This is a genomic window from Modestobacter sp. VKM Ac-2977 (assembly GCF_026968045.1).
GTDB lineage: Bacteria > Actinomycetota > Actinomycetes > Mycobacteriales > Geodermatophilaceae > Modestobacter.
In genome coordinates, this window is the sequence record NZ_JAPVBQ010000001.1 from 40941 (window position 1) to 67004 (window position 26064).

Here is a 26064-nt window from a genome sequence, read left to right on the forward strand (position 1 = left end):
GGCCCCTCTGCAGGGTGGGGGCAGAGGGGTCCTTCTTCAGCCGCGGCGGCGGATGGCGTCGAACAGCACGCCCTGCAGGTCCTCGGGGTCCAGTGCCTGGTAGGCCGCACCGCCGGTCGCCTCGCCGATCTGCTCCAGCGCGCCGAGGTCGGCGTCGGGGCCCAGCGCGATCCCGATGACCTTCACCGGGCGCTCCGGGTCGGCCTCGGCGCGCAGGGTGTCCAGCAGGGCGGGCAGCTCGATGGCCGCCGCGTCGTCGTCGTCGGTCCCGTCGGTGATGAGGACGACGCTGTTCACCGCGTTCGGGTCGTAGGCCTCCCGCGCGGCACGGACGGCGGCGAGGGTCGTGTCGTACAGCCCGGTGCCGCCGGGGGCGAGCAGGTTGGGCAGGGTGTCGAGCTGCTCGTCGACCAGCTCGCGCTGCGTCCGGCCACCGGCGTCGGCCCCGAGAGCGCGCAGCGGGGCCAGCTCGACCCAGTCGCGCTCGCCGTCGAGCTGGTAGGCGAAGCCCCAGACGCCGCCGGAGTAGGAGTCCGGCAGCAGGGTGAGTGCGCTCTTGGTGGCGTCGCGAGCCAGGGTGGCGCGGGTGCCGTCGCCGGCCGGGGCGTTCATCGAGGTGGAGACGTCGATGACGGTGAGCAGCCGGGACGGGGTGGCCAGGCTGGACAGCCGGCCGAGCAGGGCCTGCACCGCGGCGGCGTCCAGCTCCAGCGGCTCCGGCGCCTCCGCCTGCACACCGGTGCCGGGGCCGGCGCCCTCGGGCGCGGTGCCGGCGGCGTCGCGGAAGCCGGCGGCCCGGGCCTGCTCGCCGGCCGAGGCGGCGGTCAGCGCGTCGACCACGGCGTCCACGGCCGCGGAGTCCTCCTCGGCGGAGGGCAGCCGCAGCACCGGGTAGTCCAGGGACGGGGAGCCCTCGCTCGGGTAGATCGCGACGAGGGAGTCGGAGCCGGCGGCGCGGTTGGCGGCCAGCACCTCCTGCTCGCTGACCGGCACCAGCGGTGCGTCGGCCCCGTTCTCGGTGCCGGTGGCCAGTGCGTCGGCGACGGTCGGCACGTCGCCCCGCCCGGCGGCCAGCACGGCCTCGACGACGGCGTTGTCGGCGTCCTCCCCACCGCCGAGCGACTGCCGGACGGCGGCCAGCACGGACAGCCCCTCGGCGCTGGCGGCCAGGTCGGGCACGGCCAGCGGTCGGCCGGTGGTCAGGGCCTCGCCCCAGCTGGGCGCGTCGTCGGTCCAGCCCAGCTCGTCGGCGGCGGCCCGGCTGGTGGCGAGCACCAGCGGTGAGGTGGCCAGCGACCCGGCGACCTCGAGGTCGGCGCTGCTGGCGCGGGCGGCCCACAGGGAGGAGTCGGGCACCCAGACCTGGGGCAGCGAGTCGGCGCCGAGGGAGCCCAGCGCGGCCAGGGTCTGCAGCGGCTCGGTCGCCTCGACGTCCGCCACGGCGCATGCGTCGCCACCGAGCGGCAGCGGCTCGGCCAGCAGTTCCCGCACCAGCGTGCCGAGCTCGGGGGCCACCGTCACGCGGACCGTCTCGGTCTCCTCGCAACCGGCGGCCTCTGCCGTCCCGTCGTCCGGGCCGGAGACGAACCAGGCGACGCCGGCGATGAGTGCCGCGGCGACCACGACGGCGAGCCCGGCGAGCAGGGCCGGTCGGCTGGCTGTCCCGGGCCGGGCGGGAGTACGGGCGTGCCGCCCCATCTGGGTTCTCCGTCGTGTCTGGTCCGTGCAGGTGCCGAGCGGACGTCGCGGGGCGACGCGTGCTGTCGCGTCGGTTCGGCACTCTACCCAGTTCTGGGCGACCGACGGTCGCCGATCCTGCCCGCTGCGTGCGGTTGGTGACCCTCCGTGGTGGAGATGGTGGGGCGGGTCAGCCGGCCTGGGCGGCGACGGCATCGCGTTGCGCGGCGAACCACGCCACGGTGCGCCGCAGGCCCTCCTCGGACGACACGCTGGGGTGCCAGTTGAGCCGCTCGGCGGCCAGCGTGGTGTCCGGGCGGCGCACCTTCGGGTCGTCGACGGGGAGGTCGATGAAGCCGACCTCCGACGCCGACCCGGTGAGCCGGACGATCCAGCGGGCCAGCTCCAGCATCGACAGCTCGTCCGGGTTGCCGATGTTCATCGGGCCGGTCTCGGAGCTGAAGGCCAGTGCCAGGATGCCGCGGACCGTGTCGTCGACGTAGCAGATGGACCGGGTCTGGGAGCCGTCGCCGGCCACGGTCAGCGGCCGGCCGGAGAGCGCCTGGCCGACGAAGGCGGGGATGGCCCGGCCGTCGTCCGCGCGCATCCGGGGGCCGTAGGTGTTGAAGATCCGCACGATCGCGGTGTCGATGCCCTGCGAGGTCCGGTAGGCGGTGGTCAGTGCCTCGCTGAACCGCTTGGCCTCGTCGTAGACCCCGCGGGGGCCCACCGGGTTGACGTTGCCCCAGTAGTCCTCGCGCTGGGGGTGCTGCAGCGGGTCGCCGTAGACCTCGGAGGTGGAGGCCAGCAGGAAGCGGGCGCCCTTCTCCTTGGCCAGGCCGAGGGCGTGCAGGGTGCCCAGGCTGCCGACCTTGAGGGTCTCGATCGGCATCTTCAGGTAGTCCAGCGGGCTGGCCGGCGAGGCGAAGTGCAGCACCAGGTCGACCGGGCCGGGTACGTGCACGTAGTCGGTGACGTCGCAGCGGACCAGCCGGAAACCGGGGTGCTCCATCAGGTGCAGCACGTTCTGCGGGGATCCGGTCAGGAAGTTGTCCAGGCAGACCACCTCGACGCCCCGTTCGAGCAGCTGCTCGCACAGGTGCGAGCCCAGGAAGCCGGCGCCGCCGGTCACCACTGCCCGACCGATCTCCCGTGTGCTCCGTGCCGCCTCGTGCACCGCCATCCCTGCTCCCGTTCTGCCGAGTCCGCGCGCCGTGCACCGCGGATCCCCGCGCCACTACCCGGAGATCAACTCCGCGACACTTCGCTGCCGAAGTGTTCCCCTGCACGACGACCGACGGGCCGCCGGCCTCCCGTGAGGGAGACCGGCGGCCCGTACGGCCCCGACCAGAGGCTCACCCCCGAGCGCGCGAGGGGTGAGGAGGACGGGGTCCTCTCTCAGTCGATGACCGACTCCTCGTTCGGGATGCCGTTCTCCGGGACCTCGGCCGGCTCACCGTCGTAGGGCTCGATCGGTGCGTCGCCGATGTCGGTCAGCTGCACCGGCTCGACCTGCTCGGTGGTGTCACCGGTGATCCGGCTGATCGACATGCCGGCGGTGCCCATGTGGCTCTCCTCGGAGTAGCGGAACGGTGCGAGCACCGGCCCCTCCCAGTCGCCGCCGGCGATCTCGATCGCCTCGACCAGGTCGTCGCGCGTCGGGTTCTGACCGGCCGCCTGCAGGGCCTGCACGGTGGTGTAGGCCTGCGCCATGCCGTAGATCCGGTAGTTGGTCAGCTCGCCCTCACCGCCGCACTCGTCCCAGATCCGCTGGAACTCCTGCACCCACGGGTTGTCCGGCTCGTCGACCGTCGGCAGGTAGTCGGTGGTCAGCGCGCCGTCGAGCAGGCTGGCGTCGCTCACCTGGCCCTGCGAGAAGTTGTTCAGCAGGTTGCCGACCAGCGTCGGGTCCGAGCCCACGTTGGAGTAGAACCACTGCGGGTCGTAGCCGAGCTGCAGCGCGGTCAGCTGCGACAGCGCCGTGTAGCTGGGCACGTTGAAGCCGACGACGAAGTCCGCCCCGGCGGCCTGCAGGGCGGCGATCTGCGGGCCGACGTTGGTGTTGCCCGGGGTGTAGCGCTCGGCGGCCACGATCTGGTCGTCGATGTACTGGCGGATGCCGGCCTCGCCGTCCTCGCCGAAGTCGTCGTCCTGGAGGAAGAGCCCGACCTTCGCGTCCGGGAAGTTCTCGGCGATGTACTCACCGATGATCTTCCCCTCGCTCTCGTAGTCGGTCTGCCAGCCGAAGGTGTAGGGGTTCGTCTCCGGGTCCGCGCCCCACAGCAGGGAGCCGGAGGAGACGAACAGGTCGGGCACGCCCTCGCTGTTCAGGAAGTCCAGGACGGCGCTGTGCGTCGGGGTGCCGAGGCCGCCGACGATGGCGAAGACCTCGTCCTCCAGCACCAGCTGGTTGACCACCTGGCTGGTGGTGGTCGGGTTGTAGGCGTCGTCGCGGTAGATGTAGTCGATCGTCCGGCCGTTCACCCCGCCCGCCTCGTTGAGGCAGTCGAAGTAGGCATCCGCACCGGTCGGGATCTCGCTGTAGCCGGGGGCGGCCACACCGGTGAGCGGGAAGTGGGCGCCGAGCTTGATCGAGTCCTCGGTGATGCCGATGTCGGACGCCTCGTTGGCGCCGGCGTCGCCGCCACCACCGCCGTCCCCGCCGCCGTCATCGCTCCCGCCACAGGCGGCGAGGGTGGATGCGGCGGTGGCGGCGGCGATGGCGGTCATGAGACGTCGAGAGGATCTGGACAACGGTTCTCCTCTGGTGCTGTCCGGGCTTCGTTGCCCGGGGGTGTGTGGGGGGTCGTGGGGCCGGGAGCGGCGGTTCGGTCTGGTCGTCCTCACCCCCTGCTCGGCTGGGCGGCCGACCGCTTCGCCTGGCGGGTGAGCCAGCGCATGCGGAGGGTGCCGACGACGCCGGCGGGGGCGAAGATCATCGCGACGATGAGCACCACGCCGTAGACGAAGGGGGCCAGCTGGGCGGCCTCGGTGTTGTCCAGGCCCCAGCCGGCACCCAGGTCGGTGACGAACGGCGGCAGGAAGACCAGCAGCGCGGAGCCGAGCAGGGCGCCGAGCAGGCTGCCCAGCCCGCCGATCACGATCGCGGTGAGCAGGGCCAGCGAGAGCACCAGCGTGAAGCCGCTGGGGGCGGCCAGCCGGACGACGAGGGCCAGCACCCCGCCGGCCAGCCCGGCCGCTGCGGCGCTCACCACGAAGGCGAGCACCCGCCACGCGCCGAGGTTGATCCCGGCCAGTTCGGCGGCGACCTCCTGGTCGCGCACCGCGCGCCAGGTGCGGCCGATCCGACTGCGGATCAGGTTGGCCAGCAGGAAGTAGGTGATCAGCAGGCAGATGGCGCCGAGGTAGGCCAGCCACTTGGTGTTCGTCGCCGAGTTGCCCGAGACGGCGCTGATGAAGGACTCGAAGACCTCCGGGGCCCGGGGGGCCCGCACCCGCATGCCCTGCTCGCCGCCGAGGACGTCGTGGAAGTAGATCGCCAGGCCGGGCAGGCCGACGGCGAGGGCCAGCGTGGCGCCGGCGAGGTAGGGGCCGTGCAGCCGGGCGGCGGCCACCCCGACCAGGGCGCCCACGGCGGTGGCGACGACGATCGCGGCCAGCAGGATGAGCGGCAGCGGCAGCGGCTCGTCGGCGGAGAGGAACAGCGCTGTGGTGTAGGCGCCCACCGCCATCAGTGCGCCGTGACCCAGGGAGATCTGGCCGTTCATCCCGGTCAGCACGGTGAGGCCGCCGGCCGCGATGGCGTAGTAGGTCAGCGTGGCCAGCTGGGAGTTGGTGAACGGGTCGGTGATCTCCAGCAGCACCACGGCGCCGACGGCCGCGATCAGCAGCACCAGCAGGTGCCGCAGCAGCGTCGACTGGGGGAGCAGGCTGCGGCGCCGGGTGGCGGTGGGCTCGTCGGCGCCGGCGGTCGCCTCGGTGGGGGCCTCCTCGGAGGCCTTGCCGGCGGTGGCCGTGCCCGCGCCGTTCTTGCCCGTGGTGGGGCTCTGCAGGTCGCTCATGTCATGCCCTCCGAGCCGTGCTGCTGGCGAACAGGCCACCGGGGCGCACGAGCAGCACGATCATCAGGATGACCAGGGCGGCGACGTTGACCAGTGCGCTTCCCCGCTCGACGTAACCGCTGACGTAGCTCAGGGCCAGGCCCAGGATCAGCCCACCGACGATGGCGCCGATGGGGGAGTCCAGGCCGCCGAGCACGGCGGCGACGAACCCGAACACGATCAGGCTGTCCATGTAGGCGGGGTAGACGAACTCCCCGCCGGCGATGAGGAGCCCGGCCAGCGAGCCGACGACCGCGGCGAGCGCCCAGCCGAGGGTGAGCATCCGGCCGACCCGCACGCCGAGCAGCCGGGCGACCTCCTGACCGAAGGCCGAGGCGCGCATCGCCAGGCCGATCCGGGTGAACCGGAACAGCACCACCAGCAGCGCCATGGTGACCAGCACCGCGGCGATCACCCAGACGCTGTTCGGGGTGAGCGCGATCCGGTTGTCGCCGACCTGGAAGCCCTCCAGCCCGAACGGCGTCGGGAACGACTGGAACGCCGAGCCGAAGACGATCGCGATCGCGGCCTGGATGGCGACGAAGAGGCCGAGGGTCACGATGACCGCGTTGAGCTCCGGGCCGCCCTCGACGGGCCGGATGACGACCCGTTCCACGATGGCGCCCAGCACCAGCCCGGAGAGCAGGGCGACGACCAGCGCCACCCAGTAGGACTGCCCGGCCTGGATCAACGCGAGGGCGATGAAGGTCGTCGCCGCCGCCATCGAGCCCTGGGCGAAGTTCACGATCCGGGTGGACCGCCAGATCAGCACCAGGGCGAGGGCGAAGGCCGAGTAGACCATGCCCTCGGTCAACCCGGTGAGGGTGACGTTCACGAAGTACTGCACGGAGGAGGTGCCTTCCTGGCGGTGCGGAGGGGACTCGGGGAGTGGGTCAGAAGCCCAGGTAGGCGTGCCGGAGGTCCTCGTCGGCCATCAACGTGCGGGCGGAGTCGGTGACGACCACCCGGCCGAGGTTGAGGACGACGCCCACGTCGGCCACCGACAGGGCGCTCCGCGCGTTCTGCTCGACCAGCAGGACCGACAGCCCCTCGTCGTCGACCAGTCGGCGGAGCAGGCCGAAGATCTGCGCCACGATGCGGGGTGCCAGGCCCAGCGACGGCTCGTCCAGCAGCAGGATCCGCGGCTGGGCCAGCAGCGCCCGCCCGATCACGAGCATCTGCCGCTCGCCGCCGGAGAGGACGTGCGCCGGCTGGTCGCGGCGCTCGGCGATCCGGGGGAACAGGTCGTAGATGCGGTCGTACTCGCTCTTCTCGACCTTGCCGCGGAACAGCGCCCCGACCCGGAGGTTCTCGTGCACGGTGAGCTCGGCGATGACGCCGCGCCCCTCTGGCACGTGGGCCATGCCCCGGCCGACCATCGACTCGACGGAGGCGGAGGTGATGTCCTCCCCGTCCAGGACGACCCGGCCCGAGGAGCTCCGGACCAGCCCGCTGACGGTGCGCAGCAGGGTGGTCTTGCCGGCGCCGTTGGCACCCAGGACGGCGGTGATCCGGCCGGTGTCCGCGCGCAGCGAGACCCCGTCCAGTGCCCGGACCGCCCCGTAGGAGGAGGTGAGGTCCTCGACCTCCAGCAGCGCCGGGCCGGCGGCGGTGCCCCCGTCGGTCGCGACCGCCGTGCTTCCGTGTGCGCGGGTGTCAGCCATGGTGGCGCCCTCCGTCGGTGCGGGTCGTGCCGGCCGCGTCCTCCTCGGCGGTGACCTCGTCGCCGAGGTAGGCCTCGGTGACGGCGGGGTCGGCCTGTACCTCGGCCGGGGTGCCGGCGGCGATCTGCCGCCCGGAGTCCAGGACGGTGATCCGGTCGCAGACCCGCATGACCAGGTCCATGTGGTGCTCGACCAGCAGCACGCTCATCCGGCCGGACAGGGTGCGGATGAGCTCGCCGAGCTCGTGCATCTCGTCCTCGGCGAGACCGCTGGCGGGCTCGTCGAGCAGCAGCAGGTCGGGGGCGGAGACCAGTGCCCGGGCCAGTGCGACCCGCTTCTGCACCGGGTAGGGGAGGCCGCCGGGGTAACGGCCGGCGTGCTGCTGGGCGCCCAGGTCGCTCAGCGCGGCCAGGGCCCGGGCGCGCAGCTCCCGCTCGTCGCGGTCGGAGCGCGGCAGGGCGAACAGTGCGGAACCGAAGCCGGCCCGGGCGTGCCGGTGGGCGCCGATCATGACGTTCTCCAGCACGGTCATGCCGGGGAAGAGGCCCACGCCCTGCAGGGTGCGGGAGATGCCCAGGCCGGCCAGCTGGTGCGGCTTGAGCCGGCGGAGCGGCTGGCCGCGCCAGGTCATCTCACCGGCCGTGGGGCGCACGATCCCGCAGGCGACGTTGAACAGCGTCGTCTTGCCTGCGCCGTTCGGGCCGATCAGCCCGTGCACCTGGCCGGGCTCGACCACCAGCGAGACCTCGGAGAGCGCGATCACGCCGCCGAAGGCGACGGTGATCCCGGTCATCTCCAGGCTGGCAGAGGGGGCGCGGTCGGTGTCCGGGGCAGCGGTGCGGTCGATCGCAGTGCTGCCTGCAGTCGGGGTCGGCTGCGCCAACGGGCCCACGGCTCCTTTGCCTCGGGTACCCCGTCCGCCGGGCATGGCGCGGCGGACGAGTGCCGGATGATCCGACTCCCCGAGCGTGCGGTGCGGTGAGAGCCGTCACAATGGGCGCGGAGCACAGCGATCGCTGTGCTTGCTTGTGCAGTGTGCCGTGTGTCACAGAGGGGGGGCGAGGTGCAACCGTTCCGACCCGAGGTCTCCGCGCGCCTGGCCCAGCTCGCTCCGCCGCTGCTGAGCCAGCTCGACGAGATGACCTCCCGGATGATCAGCATCCTGGAGCGCACCGAGGGGGCCTACACCGAGCAGGGTCCCGTCGTCCGGGCCGAGTTGTTCGAGTCCAGCCGGGCCAACCTCGAGCGGGCGGTGCGCACCCTGATGGGCGACTCCGACGACGGTGGCCGCGCGGCGCTCGCCGCGGCCCGGGAGGTCGGGAGCCGCCGGGCGATCCAGGGGGTGCCGCTGGAGACCGTGCTGCGCGCCTACCGGCTGGGCGGGCAGGTCACCTGGGAGGCGCTGCGTGCGACGGCCCGGGCCGCCGAGGCGCCCGGCGACAGCGACGTCCTGCTCGAGGTGGCGGGTTCGGTGTGGCACGTCAACGACGTGCAGTGCGCGGCCCTGGCCGAGGCCTACCGGACCGAGGAACGGCGGCTGGCCGGCATCGACGACCAGGCGCGCCAGCAGGTGCTGGACGGGCTGCTGGGTGGCCGCGGGGGCGACCCGGTGTTCGTCCGGACGGCGTCGGAGCTGCTGGCGCTGCCGCTGGACGGGCGGTTGGTCTGTGCCGTCGCGCCCCCGGACGAGTCCGGGGGGCCGAACCTCGACGATCCCGGCGCCCGGCTGCTGAAGCGGGGCGTGCGCTCGGTGTGGGGCTGGCGCTCCGGTGCCCAGGTCGGGGTGGTGGCGCTGGGCACCCGTCAGGTCGGCGACGTGCTCACCTGGCTGGCCGAGCTGGCCGGGGGCCCGGTGGGCGTCTCGGCCGTGGTGGACGGCGCCGCGGCGGTCGCCTCCGCCTGGCGGCTGGCCGACACCGCGGCCCGCACCCTGCCCCCCGGCCAGCCCCGGGTGGTCACGATCGACGACCGGTTGCCCGAGGCGCTGCTGAGCAGCTCCCCGGAGATCACCCGCCGGCTCGTGGAGCAGTCGCTGGGCCGGCTGCTCGACCTGCCCGCCGACGAGCGCGACGTGCTGCTGGACACGCTGACCGCCGTGCTGGCCGCGGACGGGTCACCGACCCGGGCCGCCGACCAGCTCTACTGCCACCGCAACACGGTGATGCACCGGCTGCGCCGGATCGAGCAGGTCACCGGCCGGTCGGTGGCCGACCCCCGGTCCCGGCTGCTCTGGCAGCTCGCCCTGCTGGGGGCCGACCACCACCGCTGACGGACCGGGGGAGGCGGTTACTGGAGGTAGTTCTCGACCTGCGGCTCCGGGCGCGGCTGGGCCTCGTCGGGGTCCTCGCCGTACTGCCGCTTGGCGTCCCGCTGGCGGACCAGGTCCCACAGCTGGTCGCGCTCCTCCTCGATCTGCCGGAGCCGGGCGCGCTGCTCGTCGGTGTGCTCGCTGGGGTCGCGGAGCGCGTGCTCCTCCTCGACCAGCGCGTCGATCTTGCTGCGGATCTCCTTGTCGTCCATGGCGGTCACCTTGCCCGGTCCGGGCGCCTCCCACGCCTGCCGGTCACGGCCGATCCGGCACCCAGCCCTCGACGAACGCAGCCAGCCGCCGGGTGACCGCGCCCCCGGCCCGGCCCAGCGCGAGCAGGGCCGCCCGGTCCAGCGGCACCCGGACCGTCCGCCGTCCGGCGTCGGCCACCCGCACCGCGTGCCCGTCGGCGACCAGCTCCGGCCAGGGGCGGTCCAGCTGGGCGCGGACCCGGTCCAGCGCCGCAGCCGCCGGGCCGGCGTTGCCGGTGACCAGCGCGGTCACGAACGCCGGGTCGCTGCCGATCACCCGGGTGGCGTCCCGGAAGCTGCCGGCGGCGAGGGAGAGCGCGAGCGGGCCGGCTTGCTCGGCGGCGGCCGCCACCGCGGCGGCCAGCAGGTGCGGGACGGCGCTGATCGTCGCCACCGCGTCGTCGTGCTCGACGGCGGTCACCGGCACCACCTCGGCGCCGACGGCCAGCGCGATCTCGGCCACCCGCAGCCAGCGCCGCAGGTCGGTGTCGGCCTCCAGGCACAGCGCCCAGCGGGCACCGGCGAACAGGGTGGGGTCGACGGCGGTGTGCCCGGAGCGTTCGGTGCCGCACATCGGGTGCCCGCCGACGTACCGGTCCCCGTGGGCGGCCCCCAGTTCGGCGAGCACCGGCGCCTTCACCGAGCCCAGGTCGGTGACCGTGGCCCCGGGGTCGATCCGCAGCCCGTCCAGCGCCGTGGCCATCGCGGGGAGCGGGACGGCGAGCACGACCACCCCGGTCAGCTCCCGGCGGATCGCCACGCCGGCGTCCTCCGCTGCGTCGCGGGCGGCCGGGTCGACGTCCCAGCCGGAGACAGGCCGCCCGGCCGCGGCCAGCGCGGCCGCCAGCGACCCGCCCAGCTGTCCGAGGCCGACCACGGACACCGGCGGTGCCGGCATCGTCGGGACGGGGAAGGAGCCGGTCACGGCGCCGCCTCGCCGGTCTCCCAAGGGGTGCCCAGCCGGAAGACCCGGGCCAGGGCGGTGGCGACCGGCCGGCCGTCCGCGGTGGCCGCCTCGATCCGGTAGACGGCGGTGCGGCCGGTGCGGTGCAGCTCGACGCCCTCCGCGACCAGGTGGTCGCCGGGCCGGCCGGCGGAGAGGAACTCGGTGTGCACGTCCTGGGCGACGGCGACCGTGCCGTGGCTGTTGCTCACCGCGGCGTGCACCACGTCCAGCAGCGCCATCGTGGCGCCGCCGTGCGCCGTGCCGACCGCGTTGAGCAGGGTCGGGCCGACGGTCATCGACGCGCGGGCATAGCCGGGCCGGACCTCCTCCAGCTCGATGCCCAGGTGAGCGGCGAGCGGATCGGCGGCGAGGGCGGCGAACAGCGCCGGGGCGACGGCGGGGACGTCGACCGGCGCGCTGTCGTCGGGGAGGGCGTCGGCCATGATCTACAGGCTATGGCCCTCTCCTCCGACTCCGGCACCACGCTGCGGCAGAGCTTCGCCGTCCGGGTCAGCTCGGCCGCCGGTCGCTGGCAGTGCGAGCTGCTCGCCGCCGGCGCCGACGACGAGCTCCCGGCCCTGGAACGCGCGCTCGGCGAGCCGGGCACCGCCGGCTGGCCGGGCCCGTTCGTGGTCGTCGTCGACAGCCGCCTCTACTTCGTCGTGCTGCGACACGGACCGGGCGGCATGGTCCGGGCGCTGGTCTCCGACGCCACGTTCCAGGAGCACCTGCTCGCGGCCGAGGCGGTGGAGCGCTACGGCATCCCGGTCGAGACCGGCGCCACGATCGACGACGCCTTCGACGAGGACGGTCAGGGCTGGCCCGGCGGTGACCTCGACGTCTTCGCCGACGCCGGGCTGCCGGCCGAGGAGCTGGCCCGGCTGCTGGACTCCGACGAGCTGTGGGCCGACGAGATGGTGCTGGCCATCGCCGAACGGCTGGGCTTCGCCGACGAGCTGACGGCGGTGGCGACCCCGTGAGCGTCCCCGGCCACGTCAACGCCGTCGTCTTCGACCTGGGCGGCGTGCTCACCGAGAGCCCGCTGACCGCCTTCGCCGCCTACGAGGAGGAGGCGGCGCTGCCCGCCGGGTTCATCGTCGGGCTGAACAGCACGGACCCGGACACCAACGCGTGGGCCCGCTACGAGCGCCGGGAACTCGACGAGCCGGGGTTCCGGCGCGCCTTCGAGGCCGAGGCCGCCGCCGCCGGGCACCCGCTGGACGCCGCGCGGGTGCTCGCCGCGCTGGCGGGGGAGCTGCGCCCGGCGATGGTGGCGGCGGTGCAGCGGCTGCGGACGGCGGGGCTGCCGCTGGCGCTGCTGTCGAACAACGTGGCCCCGATGCAGCGCACCGGCCGGCTGGGCGAGCTGCTGGAGCTGTTCGACGTCGTTGTCGAGTCCTCGGTCGAGGGCGTGCGCAAGCCCGAGCCGGCGATCTACCCGCTCGCGGTGCAGCGCCTGTCGCAGGCGGTCGGCCGGGAGATCGCGCCGTCGGACTGCGCCTACCTGGACGACCTGGGCATCAACCTGAAGCCGGCCCGCGCGCTGGGGATGCACACGGTCAAGGTCGTCGACCCCGCCGCCGCGCTCGCCGAGCTGTCGGCGCTCACCGGCCTGGACCTGACATGACCTCTCGGCGCAGTCGTGCTCTGGTCGCACCGGTGCGCCAGAGCTCGAGCGGCGGCGAGGCACGTCTGCGGGCGGGCCGGCGGTGACCGACGACGAGGCGATGCTGCGGGCGCTGGAGCTCGCGGCCGCCGCGCAGGAGTGGGGCGACACGCCGATCGGCGCCGTCGTCCTCGGGCCGGACGGGACGGTGCTGGCCGAGGCGGCCAACGAGCGGGAGAAGCAGGGCGACCCGACCGCGCACGCCGAGGTGCTGGCCCTGCGCGCCGCCGCGGCGGTGCACGGAGACGGCTGGCGGCTGACCGGGGCGAGCCTGGTGGTCACGCTGGAGCCCTGCACGATGTGCGCCGGGGCGAGCGTGCTGGCCCGGGTCGCGCGGGTGGTCTACGGCGCCGACGACCCGAAGGCGGGGGCCGCGGGTTCGTTGTGGGACGTCGTCCGGGACCGGCGGCTCAACCACCGGCCCGAGGTGACCGGCGGGGTCCGCGCCGAGGAGTCCGGCGCGTTGCTACGTGCGTTCTTCCGCGCGAAGCGGGGCCTGTAGTCTCTCCGGCGGTGGCGTGTCCGAGCGGCCGAAGGAGCACGCCTCGAAAGCGTGTGAGGTGCAAGCCTCCGTGGGTTCAAATCCCACCGCCACCGCCAGTCGAGAACGGCAGTGCCCACCGGGGCGCTGTCGTTCTCGCGTTCCGGGGGACTCCCCTCAGACCGCGACGTCGTAGTCGATGAGCAGCTGGCCGTCGTCGCCCCGGACCAGGGTGATCTGGTGCTGCTCGGGTCGGACGGTGCCGTTGCGCTCGGTGAAGGTCACCGGCATCGAGGCGACGAGCGACCCGTCCTGCGCCGACACCGGCCCGCGACGGACGTCCCGGAAGCGGTTCCAGAAGGCGAGGTAGGCCGACCTGCTGCCGATCTCCGCCCGCAGCCGGGGCCCGGTGCGCTCCCAGGCCGACTCGGGGTCGCCGGGCAGCAGTGCGTAGTAGCTGGTGATCGCCTGGGTCACCTCGGCGGCGGAGCCCGGGGCCGGGCCTGCGGGCGGCGGGGTCGAGCTCGGGGCTGCGGGCGGCGGTGCTGTCGTGGGCGTGGGGCTCGAGGTCGCCGTCGGGGTCGGGGTGGCCGCGGCGGTCGGGGTCTCGACCGTCGGCGTCTCCGACGGGGTCGCCGGCTCCTCCTCGGTCGCCGGCGCGGGCTCGGAGGACGACGGTGCGGGCTCGGAGGACGACCGTGCCGGCGGTGGGGTGCTGGCCGCTGCCGACGGCGCCCCGCCGTCGTCCTGCCGGGCGTTGAGCCAGACCGCGCCGAGCGTGCCGGACAGGGCGAGGAGCACCACTGCGACGGCGGCGAGCAGGCGGGACCGGCGGCGACCGCGGCGCGGCGCGGGGACGGACGAGGTGGGCCGGTCGGCCGCAGGCACCGCACCGGCCACCGGTGTGGCACTGCCGGTCCCCGGGCCGGCGGTGGCCTCGGGCTGACCGCCGGTCTCCGGGGACGGCGCCGGGGCGGCCGGGACCGCCGACCGGGCGGCGGCCGCCCCTGCGGCGGACGCGGCGGATGCGGAGTCGGCGTCGGCGGACCCGGTCATGGGGGAGTCGGGGCCGGTGGACTCGGTGGACCCGGTGGACCCGGTGGACCCGGTGGACCCGGTGGTGGGGGAGACGGTGGCGGCCGGCCCGTCCGTCGGGCCGGTCGGCTCCGCGTCGGACACCGGGCGCAGGTCGGCGAGCGTCGGCAGCAGCGGCGTGCGCGCGGTGAGCACCTCGGTGACGTCGCCGTCCCGGCCGGCGGCCAGCTTCGCCAGCTGGTCACGTACCTGCGACATCGTCGGCCGCTTCGCCGGGTCGTTGTCCAGCATGCGCCGGAGCGGCCGGGTGAGCGCCCCGGCGTTCCGCGGGCGGTTCACGTTCCCGCCGGCGACCCGATGGAGCATCTCCAGCGGGTTCTCCGTCATGCCGAACGGCGGGGTCCCCTCCAGGCAGGCGTGCAGCGTCGCACCCAGGGAGAAGACGTCACTGGCCTCCCCGGGCTCCTGCCCGCGGGCGACCTCGGGGGCCAGGTAGGCCGGCGTCCCCTTGACCACGCCGGTCTGGGTGAGGGAGACGTCGCCACGGGCCCGGGAGATGCCGAAGTCGGTGATCTTCACCAGGCCGGCGCTGCGCGGCCCCTCGCCGATCAGGATGTTGCCCGGCTTCACGTCCCGGTGGACCACGCCGACGGCGTGCGTGGCCACCAGCGCATCGGCGACCTGGGCGCCGATCTGGGCCACCTGCTGCACCGGCAGCGTGCCCCGCTGGGCCAGCACGCTCGCCAGGCTCTGGGAGGGCAGGTACTCCATGATCAGCCACGGCGTCCCGCCGTCGTCGACCATGTCGTAGACGGCGACGGCGTGTGGATGGGTCAGCCGGGCGGCGATCCGGCCCTCGCGCATCGCCGCCTCGCGGTGCCCGGCCGTCGTCTCAGGGTCGCTGCCGAGCGGGATCAGCACCTGCTTGACCGCGACGTCACGGCCCAGCAGCTCGTCCCGAGCCAGCCAGACCGCCCCCATCGCCCCGCCGCCGAGCCGGGAGCGCAGTAGGTAGCGCCCGGCCACCCGGGCGCCCGGCGCCGTCACCCCAGCCCTGCTCGCACCCGGCCCACCCGCGTCAGGCGGAGACCGGGGCCCCGTACCGGCGCGCGTACTCGGTCTGGGCACCCTCGGGCAGCGCGTCGTAGAGGTCGGCCAGCTGGTCGACCGAGCTCTGCGGCAGCTCGTCGAACAGCTGCCGCCAGCTCGGCGGCTCGTCGTGGCTGCGGGTCAGCAGCAGCTCCCACGCCCGGGTCTGCCGCTCGCGCTGCGCCCGCCCGGCGACCAGGCCGGAGAGGTACTGGTCCTTGGCGGCGTCCTTCTCGGCGCGGGTGGCGTCGGGCGGGAGGTTGCTGGGGTCGGTCTCCTCCAGTGCGGTGACGATCGCCGCGACCACGTCGGGGCGTACCTGTTCAGCGCTGCTCATGTCGGTCCTCCCGGTGTCCGGTCCGTGCGGCGGTCGCCGTCCCGTAGATCACTCAACCACTCTCCGGCCCCGCTGGCCGCTCGGGTGGAGGGGAGCGGCTGACCGCCGTGGACCCGACCGGTACAGTGGCCCGCGCACTGGAGGATTCGCCTAGTGGCCTATGGCGCTCGCTTGGAAAGCGGGTTGGGTGCAAGCCCTCGGGAGTTCGAATCTCCCATCCTCCGCACGTAGAGCGCCGTCACGGCGCCGAGCATGAGCACGCCCCCGACCAGTGCGGTCGGGGCGAGCCGCTCCCCGAGCACCACGGCCGCCAGCGCGGTCGCGGTCAGCGGCTCCAGCAGCGTCACGATCGAGGCGACCGCGGCCGGCACGGCCCGTACCCCGGTGAAGAACAGCCCGTACGCCAGCGCGGTCGGCACCAGCCCGAGGTAGACCAGCAGCGCCAGCCCCAGCGGGTCGGCGGTGAGGTCGAGCCCCTCGGCCAGCGCCACCGGCGTCAGCAGCACGGCGCCCACCGTGAAGCCCACCGTCGTCGTCGGCACCCCGGCCGGGGCACCGGCCGACAGCAGCACGACGGCGGCGTAGGCGATCGCGCAGCCGACCGCGGCCAGCGCGCCCAGCACGACCGAGTCCCCGCCGTCGCCGCCCGCGGAGACCCCCACGAGCAGCACCAGCCCGGCCAGCGCGACGACCAGGGCGCCCCCCGTCGCCCGGTCGGGGCGGCCGTGCCCGAGCGCGGCGGCGCCCACGGCGACCAGCAGCGGCGCCAGGCCCAGCGCGACCAGCGTCGCGATGCTCACCCCCGCCGTGGCCACGGCGGCGAAGTAGGCGGCCTGGTAGGCCGCCAGCCCTGCGCCGACGCCGGCCAGCCGCCAGCGCAGCGACCGCGACCAGGCCACGGGCTGGACGGCGGACCGCGCCGCGCGGCGCCGTCCGAGCAGGTGGACGGCGAGCAGGGCGACGGCGCCGACGGCCATCCGGTGCCAGGCGACGTCCAGCGGGTCGAGGTCGGTGCGGTCGGCGACCAGGTCACCGCTGATGCCCGCGGTCCCCCAGCACAGCGCGGCGAGGACGACGAGCACGAAGCCCCGGGCGGACGGGGAGGCCGGGCCGGGCTGAGGGGTGCGCCCGGTCATGCGGCGGGAGCGTACGGGGGGTGCCGGCGGCGGGTGCGGCGTCCGTCGCGGTCGCGTCCTCTACAGTGGGCGTCGACCCCTCGTGCGGCGTCACCCTGTGAACCTCCCCAGGGCCGGAAGGCAGCAAGGATAAGCGGGCTCTGGCGGGTGTGCGGGGGGTCCTTTCTCTTTCCCGACGGTTCCCAGGCTCCTCCCAGGTTCGTGCGCTGCAATGCACCCACCTTCGAGCGGGGGAGTGGCCGTGCCCAGTCGTCGCACCTGGTGGATCACCGGCGGGGCCGTGGCGGTCGTCGCCGCAGGCGCGATCGGTGGGCCGCTGGTCTACGCCGCCCTCGAGGAGGACGCACCCCCGGCGCCGACGGTCCAGGCGCAGCCGGAGGAGGTCGCCCTCACGCCGGACACCGACGGCACCTGGACCATCGCCCCGAGCTCCACCGCGGGCTACCGCGTGGACGAGGTGCTCAACGGCGCCGACGTCACCGTGGCCGGCGTGACCGACCAGGTCACCGGCACCGTCGTCGTCTCCGACGGGGACCTCGCCGACGCCGACGTGACCGTGGACGTCGCCTCGATCACCACCGACAGCGGCCGCCGCGACTCCTACTTCCGGGACAACGTGATGGACGTCGACGCGCACCCCACCGCGACGTTCTCCGTCACCGAGGTGGCCGACCTCCCGGAGGTCACCGGCACCCCGGTCACCGTGCCGGTCACCGGCGAGCTGACCCTGGCCGGCGTGACCCAGCAGGTGCAGACCGAGATCTCCGTGGTCCGCACCGCCGAGGGCATCGACGTCTCCGGCTCCGTGCCGGTGACCTTCGACGACCACGGGATCGACCCACCGAACCTGGGCTTCGTCCGGGTGGAGGACTCCGGTTCCGTCGAGTTCCTCCTGCACCTCACCCTCTGACCGGGCCGCGTCAGCTCTTCGGCCTCGTCCAGAGGCTCGCCGCGAGCTTGCGAGCGGTGAGGGGGACGAGGTCCTTTGGGTAGCCTCGCGGCGTGGCTCTGGCGCTCTACCGCAAGTACCGTCCGGCGACCTTCGCCGAGGTGGTCGGGCAGGAGCACGTCACCGCACCCCTGATGAACGCCGTGGACGGCGGGCGGATCAACCACGCCTACCTGTTCAGCGGGCCGCGGGGCTGCGGGAAGACGTCGTCGGCGCGGATCCTTGCGCGCTCGCTCAACTGCGAGCAGGGGCCCACCTCGACCCCCTGCGGCGTGTGCGGCTCGTGCATCGCGCTGGCCCCCGACGGCCCCGGCTCGATCGACGTCATGGAGATCGACGCGGCCAGCCACGGTGGTGTCGACGACGCCCGTGACCTGCGCGAGAAGGCGTTCTTCGCCCCGGTCCACAGCCGCTACAAGGTCTACATCGTCGACGAGGCGCACATGGTGAGCTCGCAGGGCTTCAACGCCCTGCTCAAGGTGGTCGAGGAGCCGCCGGAGTTCCTGGTCTTCGTCTTCGCCACCACCGAGCCGGAGAAGGTCCTCCCGACCATCCGCTCGCGCACCCACCACTACCCGTTCCGGTTGGTGCCGCCCAGCACGCTGCGCGGCCTGCTGGAGAGGACGTGCGAGGCCGAGGGCGTCACCGTGGAGCCGACGGTGTTCCCGCTGGTCGTCCGGGCCGGCGGCGGCTCGGTGCGCGACTCGCTGTCGATCCTCGACCAGCTGCTGGCCGGCGCCGGCCCCGAGGGGGTCACCTACCGGTCGGCCGTGGGCCTGCTCGGTGTCACCGACGAGGCGCTGCTCGACGAGGCCGTCGACGCCCTGGCCGCCTCCGACGCGCCGGGCGTCTTCCAGGCCGTCGACCGGGTGGTCGAGGCCGGGCACGACCCCCGCCGCTTCGCCACCGACCTGCTGGACCGGCTGCGCGACCTGATCGTGCTGGACGCCGTGCCCGAGGCCGGCGGCAACGGCCTGCTCGACAGCCCGCCCGACCGGCTCGACGTGATGAGCCGGCAGGCCCAGGCGCTGGGGGCGGCCACGCTGTCCCGGCTGGCCGACACCGTGCACGAGGGCCTCACCGAGATGCGCGGGACGACGGCTCCCCGGCTGCTGCTGGAGCTGGTCTGCGCCCGGATGCTGCTGCCCGGCGTCGACGGCTCGGCCACGGCCACCCTGCAGCGCCTGGAGCGGCTGGAGCGGCGGATGTCGATCGCCGGCGAGCACGCCGGCCGCCCGGAGACGACGGCCGTGCCGGCACCGGTGCGCGAGCCCGCCCGGCCGGCTCCGGCGCCGGCCCCGACGGCCCCGGCTCAGGCAGCTCCGACGCCGGCTCCGGCGGCTCCGGCCCAGACCCCGGCCGCCGAGCCGGCAGCGCCCCCCGCCGCCGCGCAGCCCGGCCGGCCGGCCTACGTGCGTCCCTCGCAGGCCCGCTCGGCGCCGGCCACCCCGACGCCTGCCCCGGTGTCCCCGCCCGCTCCGGAGGGGGACGACGGCTGGCCGGTGACCGCCCGCCCGGGCGCACCGGCCCCGGCGCCGTCGGCCTCCCGGCCGCCGGCCGCCGAGCCCCCGCGGCCCCGGTCGGAGGGGTCCTCGACGTCCGAGGTCCCGCTGCCGCCCGAGCCCACCGACGACGAGGACTGGCCGCAGCCGTCCCGACCCGCCGCTCCGGAACCGCGCCGGGCCACCCCACCGGCCGCCGACGCCGCTCCTGCCCCCACGCCCACGCCCGCGCCCGGGGCGGCCGCGGAGTCGGCGCCTGCCCCACGCGGCGGCGAGCCGACGCCGCTGGTGTCGGCGACCCCGCAGGCGCCCGCCGATGACGACGCCGCGCTGACCACGGCCGACGTCCGGCGGATCTGGCCGGAGCTGCTCAAGGTGGTGCGCGGGCACAAGCGCACCACCGAGGCGCTGCTCAAGAGCGCCCAGGTGCACGACCTGACCAACGGGGTGCTCACCCTGGCGGCCACCTCGCCGGCGCTGGCCAAGATGCTGGGCGACGACCTGAACAAGGACGTCGTCCGGCAGTCGCTGCAGGAGCTGCTCGGCGTCCGCTGGAAGGTGCAGGCCGTCGTCGACGGCGGACCGGGTTCGGCCGGGATCGCGGGCGGCGGTCCGGGCGGGGCACCGGTGTCACCGGAGGCCGCGCGGGCCGCCGTGCAGGCCGCGGAGTCCGCCGAGGCCGACGAGCTGATGGCCGAACGGGCCGCCGACGCGGACTCCGGCGGCACCGCGGACAACGCACCGGCGCTGGACCCCGAGGCCGCCGCGCTGCAGCTGCTGCGCACCCAGCTCGGCGCGCGGCCGATCGACAGCTGACCGGCGCACCGGCTCCTACGGCGTGGACCGTGGCGGCGCGGACCGCTGGGCGAGCCGGCGCACCCAGGGGTCGACCAGCCGTGGGGTCAGCGGTCCCAGCACGGCGAGGATCAGCACGTAGGCGGCGACCGTCGAGCCGAAGGCCGCCGGGACGCTGCCGAGCACCAGCCCGGCGATGATGATCGAGAACTCGCCGCGGGCCACCAGCGCGGCACCGGCGCGCACCCGTGCGGGTGGCCCGACCCCGGCCCGGCGCCCGGCGATCCAGCCGGTGCCGAACTTGGTGACGATGCCGACGGCGGCGAGCGCGGCCGCGGGCAGCAGGGCGGCCGGCAGCTGGGTCGGGTCGGTCGAGAGTCCGAAGAAGACGAAGAAGACGGCGGCGAACAGGTCGCGCAGCGGCGAGAGCACGTCCCCGATCCGCTCGGCGACCTCACCGGAGAGGGCGATGCCGAGCAGGAACGCGCCGACCGCGGCCGACACGTGCACCGCCTCGGCGGCGCCGGCGACGAGCAGCGCCAGCCCGAGCACCCGGAGCAGCAGGATCTCGTTGGACCGCGCCCCCACGAACCGGGTCACGGAATGGCCGTGGCGCACCGCGACGGCCAGCACGACCGCGAGGGTGGTCAGCGCGACGGTGACCGACAGCACCGCGTCACCGGTGCTGCTGGCCGCCACGACGCCGGTGAGGACCGGGAGGTAGGCGGCCATCGCCAGGTCCTCGATGACCAGCACGCCGAGCACGGCCGGTGTCTCCCGGTTGCCGAGCCGGCCGAGGTCGGTGAGGAGCTTCGAGATGATCCCCGAGGAGCTGATCGCGGTGACGCCGAACAGGGCCAGCGCGGCCGTCGGGCCCCAGCCCAGGAACAACGCCAGCGCGGCGCCGGGCAGGCCGTTGAGCAGCAGGTCGGCGACACCGACCGGCGCCTGGCGACGCAGGTTCTCGACCAGGTCGCCGGCGGTGTACTCCAGCCCGAGGACGAGCAGCAGCAGCACGACGCCGACCTCGGCGCCGGTGGAGAAGAAGCCCTCCGGCGCGTCCAGCGGCAGCAGTCCGCCGGTGCCGAAAGCCAGCCCGGCCAGCAGGTACAGCGGGATGGGGGACAGGCCGATCCGGCCGGCCAGCGAGCCGAGCAGCCCCAGCCCGAAGACGACGGCGCCGAGCTCGAGCAGCAGGACCGCGGTGTGCCCGACCTCCATCAGCGGGGGTTGAGCAGGTCACCGACCGCTGCGACACCGTCCGACGTCCCGACCACGACCAGCCGGTCCTCGACCTGGAACCGGAAGTCCGGGGTGGGGGAGGCGATCATCTCCTCGCCGCGGACCACCGCGACCACGGAGGCGCCGGTGCGGGTCCGGATGGCCGCATCGCCCAGGGTGGCGGCGACGTAGGGGGAGCCGGGCTCGATCGGCACGCCCTCGGTGGCCAGGCTCTCCACCTGCTCGCGCAGCCGGGACAACCGCTCGGTGATCCGGGGCGCGCCCAGCAGCTCGGCGACGACCTCGCTCTCCTCGGCGGTCAGCTCGATCGTGGCCGCGGTGGCGTCCGGGTCCCGCTCGTCGTAGAGGACGACGTGCCGGGCCCCGTTGCGCTGGGAGATGATCCCGACCCGCCGGCCATGGGCGGTCACCAGGTCGTGGCGCAGCCCGATGCCCGGCAGCCGCGTCTCCTCGACGTCCATCCGGCGTCCCCTCCTCCTGCTCCGTGCCTGCGCCGTCCCGCCCATCGTGCCGGGCCGCGGTGCTCAGTGGGCAGCGACCCCCGGCGTCCGGTCCAGTGCCCGGAAGCGGGTCAGGGCGGCGACCGACAGCACCGGGCCGGCGGCGAGCAGCACCAGCGTCCACCGCCAGGAGACCGCGTCGGCCAGGTAGGGCAGCGCGCTGATCGTCACGGTGGTGAGCAGGAAGCCCGTCGCGGTCTGCACGGTCAGGGCGGTGCCGACCCAGCGCCGGTCGGAGACCTCGCTGAGCAGGGTGGAGAACATCGCCGAGTCGGCGATGACGCTGGCTCCCCAGACGCAGACGAAGACGGCGAACACCCCCGTCGGCCACGACCAGGCCCACGGCGAGAGCAGACAGCACACGCCGCTGGTGGCCACCGCGACGGTGGCGACCGGCGCCCGGCCCCACCGGCCGGCGAGCCAGCCGGCCAGCACGCAGCCCGCGGCGCCGCAGATCCCGAACGCGGTCAGGGTCAACAGGGCGATCCGGGCGGTCGGCAGGGTGGGGTCGTACACGTCCCGCGAGGCGGTCATCCAGACCGCGGCCCAGGTCCAGAGGGCGTAGAGCTCCCACATGTGCCCGAGGTAGGCGAGGTTCACCAGCCGCGGGCGGGCCGACCGGAAGCCGGCGAGGGCCTGCGCGGCGCGGGGGCGGGCGCCGACCGCCAGGTGCGGCCCGGCGCGCAGCAGCCCGAGCGCCAGCAGGGCGGCGACCGCACCGCTGGCCGCGGCGGCGACCAGCACGGTCCGCCACGAGTCGCCGAGGACGCCGACCAGCAGCTGCGGCAGCAGCGAGCCCAGGGTGAGCGCACCGATCAGCACGCCGAGCGCCAGCCCTCGGCCGCGGGCGCCGAACCAGGAGGCCATCAGCTTCATGCCGATCGGGTAGACCAGCGCCAGGCCCGCCCCGGTGAGGAAGCGCAGCGCGATGCCGACCAGCGGCCCGTCGGCCAGGACGGCGACGCCGAGGGTGCACGCGGCGGCGGCCCCGGCCCCGGTGGCGAGCAGCCGCTCGGGGCGCACCCGGTCGGCCAGCCCGGTCGTCGCCGAGGCCAGCGCGCCCACCACGAAGCCCAGCTGCACGGCGACGGTGAGGCCGACCCCACCGGCCGTGCCCAGCTCCCAGTCGCGGCGCAGCACCGGGAGCACCGCGGAGGCGGAGAACCACACCGCCAGCGCCAGCACCTGGGTCAGCGCGATGAGCGCCAGCTGCGACCACGGCCCGGTGCGTGCCCCGCCCACGGGGCTGCGGACCGGTACGCCGTCGGTGGCCACGGGACGACCCTGCCACCGACCCCGGCCGCACCACACGTCGGCCCGGCGCGGGAGCGCGTGCGGCGGGCTGTCGGTGCCAGCACCTACGCTCGGACCATGCGACCCGGTGGCCAGCCCGACATGCAGCAGATCATGAAGCAGGCACAGCAGATGCAGCAGCAGTTGGCTGCTGCGCAGGAGGAGCTGGCCCGCGCCGAGGTGACCGGTTCGGCCGGTGGCGAGCTGGTCACCGTGACCATGACCGGCAGCGGTGAGGTCACCGCCGTCACGATCGCCCCGGCCGCCGTCGACCCCGACGACGTCGAGAGCCTGCAGGACCTGGTGGTCGCGGCCGTCCGTGACGCCCAGCGCGCCGTCGGCGAGCTCACCGCCTCCACGATGGGCCCGCTGACCGGCGGTCTCGGTGGCGGGCTGGGTCTCCCCGGCCTCTGATCCACCCGGGTGCGCACACCGCCACCCGCATCGAAGGAGAACCGTGTACGAGGGCGCTGTCCAGGACCTCATCGACGAGCTCGGGCGGCTGCCCGGCGTCGGTCCCAAGAGCGCGCAGCGCATCGCCTTCCACCTGCTGGCCGCCGAGTCGACCGACGTCGGCCGGCTCGTCGCCGCGCTGCAGCGGGTGCAGGCCGAGGTCCGCTTCTGCGTGACCTGCCACAACGTCGCCGAGACCGAGCAGTGCCGGATCTGCCGTGACCCGCGGCGCACGCTCGACGTCATCTGCGTCGTCGAGGAGCCCAAGGACGTCGTGGCGATCGAGCGGACCCGGGAGTTCAAGGGCCGCTACCACGTGCTCGGCGGGGCGATCAGCCCGATCGAGGGGATCGGCCCCGACGACCTGAAGGTCAAGGAGCTGATGACCCGGCTGATGGACGGCCAGGTCACCGAGCTGATCATCGCCACCGACCCGAACCTGGAGGGCGAGGCGACCGCCGCGTACCTGGCCCGGCTGGTCGGCCCGCTGGGGCTGGCGGTGTCCCGGCTCGCCAGCGGGCTGCCGGTGGGCGGCGACCTGGAGTACGCCGACGAGGTCACCCTGGGCCGGGCGTTCGAGGGCCGCCGCCGCATCGACGCCTGATGAAGGACCCCCTTGCCCCCACGCCTCGCGAGCTCGGCGCGGGCCCCTGCAAGGGGGCCGTACTGGTTGAGCGTTCGATCACAGCGACCCCTGGGAACTGGCGGGTGCAGGAGTCACCGGGCACTCTGGACGAGTGGTCGGGCCCGGTTCGTTGACGCGTCGTCGCGCCATCGACCTCATGCGCCTGGCCGGCACGCTCTGTCGGTGAGCCGACACCCCTGACCGGAGGTCCGCGCCGCGCCGTTCGGCGCCGAGCCAGCTGGACTCCGGCCGTGGGGAGCTGTGCCCGCCGTCCGCTCCACCTGCGAGGACTCCCGTGATCGAGCTGTCCGACGTCCGCAAGGTCTTCCCCGCCCGCCGCACCGCCGGCGAGGTGGTCGCCCTCGACGGCGTGAGCATGTCCGTCGCCCGTGGTGAGTTCGCCGGCGTCGTGGGCCCCAGCGGCTCGGGCAAGAGCACCCTGGCCCGGCTGGTGAACCTGCTCGAGCGGCCGACCTCGGGCACGGTCACCGTCGACGGCCGGGTGCTCACCGACCTCGACGCCGCCGGAGTCCGGGAGGCCCGGCGCAGCATCGGCATGATCTTCCAGCACTTCAACCTGCTGGACTCCCGCACCGCGGCCGGCAACGTCGAGCACCCGCTGGAGCTGGCCGGGCTCGGCCGTACCGAACGCCGCCGCCGGGTCGCGGACCTGCTGGACCTGGTCGGCCTCGCCGACCGGCACGCCTCCCGGCCGGCGCAGCTCTCCGGTGGGCAGAAGCAGCGGGTCGCGATCGCCCGCGCCCTGGCCGCCCGCCCCTCCGTGCTGCTCTGCGACGAGGCCACCTCGGCCCTCGACCCGGCCAGCACGACCGGCGTCCTCGAACTGCTCCGGCAGGTGCGCGCCGAGCTGGGGCTGACCGTGCTGCTCATCACCCACGAGATGTCGGTCGTCCGGGCGGTCTGCGACAGCGCGGTGCTGATGAGCGAGGGCCGGGTGGTCGACGGCGGCCCACTGGCCGACGTGCTCGCCCGGCCGGGCTCTGCACTGGCAGCCCAGCTGGTCCCGGCGCCGGCCACGCCCGCCGTGGGGGAGCGCGGAGGCGCGCTGGTGCTGGTCACGGTCACCGACGCCACCCCGCACGGCGCCGTCCTGCAGACCCTGACCGCCGAGCTCGGCCTGTCGGTCGAGGTGGTCGGCGGGTCGGTGGAGACCGTCGCCGGCCGACGCTTCGGCCGGCTGCTGCTGCGGGTCGAGGGGGACGACGGCCGGCTGGACCCGGCGCTGGCGCGGCTGCGGGCCGGCGGAGCCCTGGTGGAGCGGGCCGCCGCCGGTGACCCCCGCCCCCAGCCGGACGCCGACGACGCACCCCGCCCAGATCGCGAGCCCGACGTGCAGCGGCTCGCCGACGCCCCGGACGTGCAGCGATGAACGACTGGTCCCGGATCGCCCCGCAGCTGCTCGACGCGACCGGAGAGACGCTCTACATGGTCGGCGTGGCCACGGCGCTGACCGTGCTGCTCGGCGTGCCCCTCGGCGTGCTGCTCACCATCACCGCGCCCGGGGCGCTCGCCCCGCACCCGCTGCTGAACCGGGTGCTCGGCCTGGTCGTCAACCTCGGCCGCTCGCTGCCCTTCATCATCCTGCTGGTCCTGGTCGCCCCGGTCACCCGCGGCATCGTCGGCACGACCATCGGCTCGACGGCGACGATCGTGCCGCTGACCATCGGCGCCGTCCCGTTCCTGGCCCGGCTGGTCGAGACCAGCCTGCGCGAGGTGGCGCACGGCAAGGTCGAGGCGACCCTGGCCATGGGCGCGCGGCGCCGCGAGGTCGTCCGCACCGTGCTGCTGCCCGAGGCGCTGCCGTCGCTGGTCGCCGGCGTCACCGTCACCGTCGTGGCGCTGATCAGCTACTCGGCGATGGCCGGCGCGATCGGCGGCGGCGGGCTCGGCGACTTCGCCATCCGCTACGGCTACCAGCAGTTCCGCACCGACATCACGTTGGCCACCGTCGTCCTGCTGCTCGTGGTGGTCCAGCTCCTGCAGTGGGCCGGCGACCGCTGGGCCCGCCGGCTCGCCACCTCCTGACCGTCCGT

Annotated in this window: 25 protein-coding genes, 2 tRNA genes, 1 other RNA gene and 1 pseudogene; 13 read left to right on the forward strand and 16 right to left on the reverse strand. The window is 74.8% G+C overall.

What is annotated here, in order from left to right; translation table 11 throughout:
- Nucleotides 1-36 precede the first annotated feature (36 nt).
- The 7 genes from O2V63_RS00205 to O2V63_RS00235 form a co-directional block, all read right to left on the reverse strand.
- Entirely contained in the window at nucleotides 37-1698 is a 1662-nt protein-coding gene (locus O2V63_RS00205) for a VWA domain-containing protein (protein ID WP_269165571.1), read from the reverse strand.
- Between the two features lie 169 nt (nucleotides 1699-1867).
- Nucleotides 1868-2860 (reverse strand): UDP-glucuronic acid decarboxylase family protein, encoded by a 993-nt coding sequence (locus tag O2V63_RS00210; RefSeq protein WP_269165572.1) that lies wholly within the window; start codon nucleotides 2858-2860, stop codon nucleotides 1868-1870.
- Between the two features lie 215 nt (nucleotides 2861-3075).
- Entirely contained in the window at nucleotides 3076-4407 is a 1332-nt protein-coding gene (locus O2V63_RS00215) for an ABC transporter substrate-binding protein (protein ID WP_269165573.1), read from the reverse strand.
- Between the two features lie 113 nt (nucleotides 4408-4520).
- On the reverse strand, nucleotides 4521-5699 hold the full coding sequence (locus O2V63_RS00220) for a branched-chain amino acid ABC transporter permease (RefSeq protein ID WP_269165574.1): 1179 nt from the start codon (nucleotides 5697-5699) through the stop codon (nucleotides 4521-4523).
- 1 nt (nucleotide 5700) lies between these two features.
- Nucleotides 5701-6585 carry a branched-chain amino acid ABC transporter permease gene (locus tag O2V63_RS00225; RefSeq protein ID WP_269165575.1) on the reverse strand — a complete coding sequence of 295 codons (885 nt, stop codon included), beginning with the start codon at nucleotides 6583-6585 and terminating at the stop codon, nucleotides 5701-5703.
- Between the two features lie 46 nt (nucleotides 6586-6631).
- Nucleotides 6632-7402 (reverse strand): ABC transporter ATP-binding protein, encoded by a 771-nt coding sequence (locus O2V63_RS00230; RefSeq protein WP_269165576.1) that lies wholly within the window; start codon nucleotides 7400-7402, stop codon nucleotides 6632-6634.
- On the reverse strand, nucleotides 7395-8294 hold the full coding sequence (locus tag O2V63_RS00235) for an ABC transporter ATP-binding protein (protein WP_269165577.1): 900 nt from the start codon (nucleotides 8292-8294) through the stop codon (nucleotides 7395-7397). The genes O2V63_RS00230 and O2V63_RS00235 overlap by 8 nt, the downstream gene beginning before the upstream one ends.
- A gap of 171 nt (nucleotides 8295-8465) precedes the next feature.
- On the opposite strand from O2V63_RS00235, the gene O2V63_RS00240 reads away from it, so the two are divergent.
- Nucleotides 8466-9671, forward strand: coding sequence for a helix-turn-helix domain-containing protein (locus O2V63_RS00240; RefSeq protein ID WP_269165578.1), 1206 nt, complete (start codon nucleotides 8466-8468; stop codon nucleotides 9669-9671).
- A gap of 17 nt (nucleotides 9672-9688) precedes the next feature.
- Here O2V63_RS00240 and O2V63_RS00245 read toward each other — a convergent pair whose 3' ends face one another.
- From O2V63_RS00245 to O2V63_RS00255, 3 genes are read right to left on the reverse strand one after another with little or no spacing between them, the layout of a single operon-like run.
- Nucleotides 9689-9922 (reverse strand): DUF2630 family protein, encoded by a 234-nt coding sequence (locus O2V63_RS00245; protein WP_269165579.1) that lies wholly within the window; start codon nucleotides 9920-9922, stop codon nucleotides 9689-9691.
- 43 nt (nucleotides 9923-9965) lie between these two features.
- Nucleotides 9966-10886 (reverse strand): prephenate dehydrogenase, encoded by a 921-nt coding sequence (locus O2V63_RS00250; protein WP_269165580.1) that lies wholly within the window; start codon nucleotides 10884-10886, stop codon nucleotides 9966-9968.
- The gene (locus O2V63_RS00255) at nucleotides 10883-11350 is read right to left on the reverse strand and encodes a PaaI family thioesterase (protein ID WP_269165581.1); all 468 of its coding nucleotides are present in this window, start codon (nucleotides 11348-11350) and stop codon (nucleotides 10883-10885) included. The genes O2V63_RS00250 and O2V63_RS00255 overlap by 4 nt, the downstream gene beginning before the upstream one ends.
- Before the next feature lie 12 nt (nucleotides 11351-11362).
- Between O2V63_RS00255 and O2V63_RS00260 the strand changes: the two genes are divergently transcribed.
- The 4 genes from O2V63_RS00260 (at nucleotide 11363) to O2V63_RS00275 (ending at nucleotide 13173) form a co-directional block, all read left to right on the forward strand.
- Nucleotides 11363-11887 carry a tRNA adenosine deaminase-associated protein gene (locus O2V63_RS00260; protein ID WP_269165582.1) on the forward strand — a complete coding sequence of 175 codons (525 nt, stop codon included), beginning with the start codon at nucleotides 11363-11365 and terminating at the stop codon, nucleotides 11885-11887.
- Nucleotides 11884-12534 (forward strand): HAD-IA family hydrolase, encoded by a 651-nt coding sequence (locus O2V63_RS00265; protein ID WP_269165583.1) that lies wholly within the window; start codon nucleotides 11884-11886, stop codon nucleotides 12532-12534. Before O2V63_RS00260 ends, O2V63_RS00265 begins: the two co-directional genes overlap by 4 nt.
- Before the next feature lie 82 nt (nucleotides 12535-12616).
- Nucleotides 12617-13075: a nucleoside deaminase gene (locus O2V63_RS00270; protein ID WP_269165584.1), complete on the forward strand. Its 459-nt coding sequence runs from the start codon at nucleotides 12617-12619 to the stop codon at nucleotides 13073-13075.
- A gap of 10 nt (nucleotides 13076-13085) precedes the next feature.
- A tRNA-Ser gene (locus O2V63_RS00275) sits at nucleotides 13086-13173 on the forward strand.
- Nucleotides 13174-13231: 58 nt separating this feature from the next.
- On the opposite strand, the gene O2V63_RS00280 is transcribed toward O2V63_RS00275, so the two are convergent.
- A complete protein-coding gene (locus O2V63_RS00280; protein ID WP_269165585.1) occupies nucleotides 13232-15136 on the reverse strand; it encodes a serine/threonine-protein kinase in 1905 nt (634 codons plus the stop codon).
- A 31-nt stretch (nucleotides 15137-15167) separates the two neighbouring features.
- Nucleotides 15168-15515: a hypothetical protein gene (locus O2V63_RS00285; RefSeq protein ID WP_269165586.1), complete on the reverse strand. Its 348-nt coding sequence runs from the start codon at nucleotides 15513-15515 to the stop codon at nucleotides 15168-15170.
- 139 nt (nucleotides 15516-15654) lie between these two features.
- Here O2V63_RS00285 and O2V63_RS00290 point away from each other — a divergent pair.
- Nucleotides 15655-15739 (forward strand) — tRNA-Ser (locus O2V63_RS00290).
- A 66-nt stretch (nucleotides 15740-15805) separates the two neighbouring features.
- Here the strand turns inward: O2V63_RS00290 and O2V63_RS00295 are convergent.
- Nucleotides 15806-16651: pseudogene (locus O2V63_RS00295) on the reverse strand (DMT family transporter); the annotation flags it as partial.
- Between the two features lie 71 nt (nucleotides 16652-16722).
- Here O2V63_RS00295 and ffs point away from each other — a divergent pair.
- From ffs to O2V63_RS00310, 3 genes are all read left to right on the forward strand, one after another.
- Nucleotides 16723-16818, forward strand: an RNA gene (gene ffs, locus O2V63_RS00300) — signal recognition particle sRNA small type.
- Nucleotides 16819-16892: 74 nt separating this feature from the next.
- Nucleotides 16893-17561 carry a YceI family protein gene (locus tag O2V63_RS00305; RefSeq protein ID WP_269165587.1) on the forward strand — a complete coding sequence of 223 codons (669 nt, stop codon included), beginning with the start codon at nucleotides 16893-16895 and terminating at the stop codon, nucleotides 17559-17561.
- 92 nt (nucleotides 17562-17653) lie between these two features.
- Complete coding sequence (locus tag O2V63_RS00310) at nucleotides 17654-19918, forward strand: DNA polymerase III subunit gamma and tau (RefSeq protein WP_269165588.1); 2265 nt, start codon at nucleotides 17654-17656, stop codon at nucleotides 19916-19918.
- A gap of 15 nt (nucleotides 19919-19933) precedes the next feature.
- On the opposite strand, the gene O2V63_RS00315 is transcribed toward O2V63_RS00310, so the two are convergent.
- The 3 genes from O2V63_RS00315 to O2V63_RS00325 all read right to left on the reverse strand — a co-directional run bounded on the left by O2V63_RS00315 (nucleotide 19934) and on the right by O2V63_RS00325 (nucleotide 22914).
- Nucleotides 19934-21118: a cation:proton antiporter gene (locus tag O2V63_RS00315; RefSeq protein WP_269165589.1), complete on the reverse strand. Its 1185-nt coding sequence runs from the start codon at nucleotides 21116-21118 to the stop codon at nucleotides 19934-19936.
- On the reverse strand, nucleotides 21118-21600 hold the full coding sequence (locus O2V63_RS00320) for a cation:proton antiporter regulatory subunit (RefSeq protein WP_269165590.1): 483 nt from the start codon (nucleotides 21598-21600) through the stop codon (nucleotides 21118-21120). Before O2V63_RS00320 ends, O2V63_RS00315 begins: the two co-directional genes overlap by 1 nt.
- Before the next feature lie 63 nt (nucleotides 21601-21663).
- A complete protein-coding gene (locus O2V63_RS00325) occupies nucleotides 21664-22914 on the reverse strand; it encodes an MFS transporter (protein ID WP_269165591.1) in 1251 nt (416 codons plus the stop codon).
- Nucleotides 22915-23010: 96 nt separating this feature from the next.
- Between O2V63_RS00325 and O2V63_RS00330 the strand changes: the two genes are divergently transcribed.
- The 4 genes from O2V63_RS00330 to O2V63_RS00345 all read left to right on the forward strand — a co-directional run bounded on the left by O2V63_RS00330 (nucleotide 23011) and on the right by O2V63_RS00345 (nucleotide 26056).
- A complete protein-coding gene (locus tag O2V63_RS00330; RefSeq protein ID WP_269161278.1) occupies nucleotides 23011-23346 on the forward strand; it encodes a YbaB/EbfC family nucleoid-associated protein in 336 nt (111 codons plus the stop codon).
- A gap of 43 nt (nucleotides 23347-23389) precedes the next feature.
- Nucleotides 23390-23989 carry a recombination mediator RecR gene (gene recR / locus O2V63_RS00335; protein WP_269165592.1) on the forward strand — a complete coding sequence of 200 codons (600 nt, stop codon included), beginning with the start codon at nucleotides 23390-23392 and terminating at the stop codon, nucleotides 23987-23989.
- Nucleotides 23990-24305: 316 nt separating this feature from the next.
- Nucleotides 24306-25400: a methionine ABC transporter ATP-binding protein gene (locus O2V63_RS00340; protein ID WP_269165593.1), complete on the forward strand. Its 1095-nt coding sequence runs from the start codon at nucleotides 24306-24308 to the stop codon at nucleotides 25398-25400.
- Nucleotides 25397-26056, forward strand: coding sequence for a methionine ABC transporter permease (locus O2V63_RS00345; protein ID WP_269165594.1), 660 nt, complete (start codon nucleotides 25397-25399; stop codon nucleotides 26054-26056). Before O2V63_RS00340 ends, O2V63_RS00345 begins: the two co-directional genes overlap by 4 nt.
- Nucleotides 26057-26064 lie beyond the last annotated feature (8 nt).